Consider the following 3661-nt stretch of genomic DNA (forward strand, 5'->3'; position numbering starts at 1 on the left):
TGCACGCTCACCACCAGCCCCGGTGCACGGGCCTTCTACAACCAACATCGCAACACCGGCGACACCCATCACCAAGCACTCCGCGCCCTCGGCAACCGCCTCGTCGGCATTCTCCATGGCTGCCTACGCCACCACACCCTCTACGACGAACACAAAGCCTGGGCACACCGCACACCAGCAGCCGCTTGACACTTAAATCCCTGGGATGTCTAGCCACCCTTTCGGTGACCAAGCCCATCGATAGGGTCGTTGGGATGCGCGGTCAGGGGCGTCGTTTCCACGGTCATCCAGGCCTGAAGGGGTAGCGATTGCAGGATCGCCGTCATCGTCGCAGCGTCCGAGGCGCGCCACAGCCCCAGCGCACGTAGGTCCCCCGACCAGGACGGCAGTACCCACAGCCGCTCGAGATATCCCTGCTCGGCGAGCTCGCGAGCACGCTCAGCCTCGCGGGACATGGCGTCGTCGACGACCTCCGTCGGAACGCTCTCCGGGACATTGACGATGATTGTCGTAAGGAACTCCATCACCTGACCTGGGCCTTGTTCCACCGTGCCGGTTCGCCCTGCCGGATCATTGGGGTGAGCCGCCAGCGCCGTCACATCATCGGTACGCCAGACCCGCAGTGGCATCGAGGCGAGCACCTCCTCGAGTTGGTATTCGTACGCGGCGGCGAACAGGCCGAGAGTGCGCCATTCGCCCGGCTGCAGCGGCGGGCGCCACAAGCGCAGTAAGTGCCCCTGCTCTGCCAGCTCGCGGGAATGCGCGGCCTCCCGGGTCCGGACTTCGTCGACAGCCTCCGTTGACGTCCCATCGGGAACATGAGTTGTCATGCTGACCAGGAATTCCATAAGACTCCTTGAAATACGTTGTGGTCGAAGCGGATTTACGACGTCGTGGGCACCGTCTGTTCGCACGGCACCGAAGGCTCGCTGCCTGTGAGCCGGTCCGACGTGTGTCGGACGACCTGCACAAATACAGTGTCAGACGCGGGACCGAAATTGGGTACACCAAGGGAGATCTTCATGACCGCCGATCATGCCTTGCAGCAACCGCGGGGCACGCCGCAACGAGTCGCGATCATCACCGGAGCCTCGCAAGGAATCGGAGCCGCACTGGTCGACGCGTACCGCGAACTCAACTATGCGGTAGTGGCGAATTCACGATCGATCAGCCCCGCCGACAATCCAGGCGTGGCCGCCATCGCCGGTGACATCGCCGAACCCGCGACCGCTGACCGCATTGTGACCACCGCGATCGAGCGGTTCGGACGGGTGGACACGCTAATCAACAACGCCGGCGTCTTTGTCTCCAAGCCGTTCACCGAGTACACCGTGGCGGACTACGAATTCGTCACCGCCGTGAATCTGACCGGGTTTTTCCACATCACCCAACGCGCCATCGCGCGCATGTTGGACCAGGGCGAAGGCGGCCACGTGGTCAACGTGACCACCACGCTGGTCGAACAGGCCAACTCTAGGATCCCCGCCGGGTTGGCCGCACTGACCAAAGGAGGCCTGGCCGCGGTCACCAAATCGCTGGCAATTGAGTACGCGCACAACGGAATCCGCGTCAATGCCATCTCCCCCGGCCACATCGCCACGCCGATGCATGCCGACGATGACTCGGCCGCGCTGGCCGCCATGCATCCGCTGGGGCGGATGGGCTCCGTCGCCGACATCGTCGAGGGAGTTCGCTATCTGGAGGCCGCGACCTTTGTCACCGGCGAGACTCTGCACATCGACGGCGGCCAGAGCGCGGGACACTGAGACGTCGCATAGCTCCCGGGGAGGGCTCGGTTTCGACAACCAGCACATCGGCCTCAACCCGGGCGGGTTTTGGTTTAGGTAGACGCACCGCTCTTTTTGTGGGCCACGCGACGCTCAAATGGTGAGCCGACTCGGCCGGACGCTGCGAGCCGGCTACGTCAGCCCGTTCATCCCGTTTAGGCCGTGGCTCCCAGATCCATTGCGATCTGGGAGAGCAACGCCAGGAACACCCCAGCACTACCATCACCAAAGGAGGGTTGGCTGGTGCCGGGCGCACCGGTGAGCAGACCGGCCGACGGGTCGATGTCGAGGAAGGGAGCGGTCACCGGATACCCGTTGAGGGCGCCACCCAGGATGGTGGTGGGCGCTAAGGCGACGTCTTCCAGGGCCGTCAGGTAGTTGCCGCTGCCCACCGCGTTGACGATGTCTTGGCTGACGCCCGCGAACGCGGTGAGGGCAGCGGTCGGTGGGGGCAGCGGAAGAAGTGTTAGGTACAGCAACACCGTACCGTCGTGGCCCAAGTTGCTGATATTGGTCGTAATGTCCCCGAGGACTGTGTTGAGGGATTCCAACAGCGGTAGGCCGCCATTAATCAATGGCGATACAACCGTGCTGTTGTACAGGTACGTCAGCGCATCGAAGACGTCTCCCTGCTGGAGGAAACCGTTGGCGGTTTGCAGCGTGGCGGGCAGATTCTGAAGGATGGGCATCAGGGCCTGGCCGGTGCCTTGCAGCCCCGTGCCGAGTATCTGCGCGTAGCCCATCTGGTTTGTGATGATCTGCGACAGGACCGGGAAGGGGTCGGCCTGGAAATCTGCCAACAGCGCCTGCAGGTTTGCTGAGGTGGTGTTAAACAGCTGCACTGGCCCGGTGACCGGGAATTCCTGGGGCGGGAGAGCCACCAGCGCACCGACGTTGAGCAGGTCGAGGTTGATGGTGTTGGCCACTCGATTGAGGTCGCCCGCCAGGTTGGCGAGGTCGGTCTTCACGGATGCGGCGAGTTGAATCACACGCGGCGCAAGGTGAAGTGGTGATGCAGTCGCCGCAGTGCTGGCGACCGCGCGCGCCCCGGCGGCCGCGCCATTACCGATCAACCCGGTCGCTGCCGGGGCCCCCTCGGCGGTCGTAATATCCGCGCGAAGCGCGCCGGTACCAGACAAGATCGGGCCCGGCCCGCCGGTCCCAGGCGCGCCGTTGCCGATCAATGGGTGGCCCAACAGCGTCTGAGTGGGCGCTTTCACCACGCCCAGCAAATCCTGCCGCACGGTCTGCAACGGCGAAACGCTCGCCGCCTCGGTGGCCGCATACGAACCCGCAGCCGCGTTCAACGCCTGCACGAACTGGGCGTGAAACGCCGCCGCCCGCGCACTGAGCGCCTGATACTCCTGGGAATGCGCCCCGAACAACGCCACGATCTGCGCCGACACCTCATCAGCGGCCGCGGGCAGCAACCCTGTCACCGGGATCGCCGCCGCCGCATTGGCCGCGCTGATCGTCGAGCCGAGATTGGCCAAATCCGTTGCCGCCGCTGTCACGATCTCCGGGGCCGCCATCACAAACGACATAAGGCACATCTTACGTCATGACCAATAAGCCAAGCCGAACTAGCCAGCGCCCTGCCGACGCGACCAGTCGGCACCATCGCGTTGTACGGCGATCCGCGGCGGAACACTCCACGCTTCCCCGAGATATTCTGTGCTGTTTCTCCGGCCCTGCTCCGCAACCCGGGTGGTTGCTCGGTCGCCTTCGGGGATGGCATGAACGCCTGGGAGAAGCGGTGGCCTGCGCTAACGCTTGCTCCCCCGGGAGGACTCGAACCTCCAACCCTTCGGTTAACAGCCGAATGCTCTGCCAATTGAGCTACAGGGGATTAACCCGATCGCGGGACGACTCTA

General features: G+C 64.2%; 3 protein-coding genes, 1 tRNA gene and 1 pseudogene. 2 read left to right on the forward strand and 3 right to left on the reverse strand.

Translation table 11 applies throughout. The annotated features are described in order from the left end of the window. A pseudogene (locus tag ACLP4W_RS17885) lies at window positions 1–189 on the forward strand (IS110 family transposase); the annotation flags it as partial. Between the two features lie 20 nt (window positions 190–209). Here the strand turns inward: ACLP4W_RS17885 and ACLP4W_RS17890 are convergent. Then, a complete protein-coding gene (locus tag ACLP4W_RS17890; RefSeq protein WP_442388162.1) occupies window positions 210–848 on the reverse strand; it encodes a muconolactone Delta-isomerase family protein in 639 nt (212 codons plus the stop codon). A gap of 174 nt (window positions 849–1022) precedes the next feature. Between ACLP4W_RS17890 and ACLP4W_RS17895 the strand changes: the two genes are divergently transcribed. Further along, on the forward strand, window positions 1023–1766 hold the full coding sequence (locus ACLP4W_RS17895) for an SDR family NAD(P)-dependent oxidoreductase (protein WP_442388164.1): 744 nt from the start codon (window positions 1023–1025) through the stop codon (window positions 1764–1766). Between the two features lie 176 nt (window positions 1767–1942). Here the strand turns inward: ACLP4W_RS17895 and ACLP4W_RS17900 are convergent, their stop codons facing one another. Together ACLP4W_RS17900 and ACLP4W_RS17905 are read right to left on the reverse strand one after the other, a co-directional pair. Continuing rightward, complete coding sequence (locus ACLP4W_RS17900; RefSeq protein ID WP_442388166.1) at window positions 1943–3331, reverse strand: PE domain-containing protein; 1389 nt, start codon at window positions 3329–3331, stop codon at window positions 1943–1945. A gap of 232 nt (window positions 3332–3563) precedes the next feature. Further along, window positions 3564–3636, reverse strand: a tRNA-Asn gene (locus ACLP4W_RS17905). Window positions 3637–3661: the final 25 nt, after the last annotated feature.

The organism is Mycobacterium sp., from assembly GCF_052145595.1.
In the GTDB taxonomy this organism is placed as follows: domain Bacteria; phylum Actinomycetota; class Actinomycetes; order Mycobacteriales; family Mycobacteriaceae; genus Mycobacterium.

What these genes read in the sequence shown, in the direction of transcription:
- ACLP4W_RS17895 (WP_442388164.1), top strand. Translation starts at nt 1,023, where the DNA reads ATGACCGCCGATCATGCCTTGCAGCAACCGCGGGGCACGCCGCAACGA.
- ACLP4W_RS17890 (WP_442388162.1), bottom strand. Translation starts at nt 848, where the DNA reads ATGGAATTCCTGGTCAGCATGACAACTCATGTTCCCGATGGGACGTCA.
- ACLP4W_RS17900 (WP_442388166.1), bottom strand. Translation starts at nt 3,331, where the DNA reads ATGTCGTTTGTGATGGCGGCCCCGGAGATCGTGACAGCGGCGGCAACG.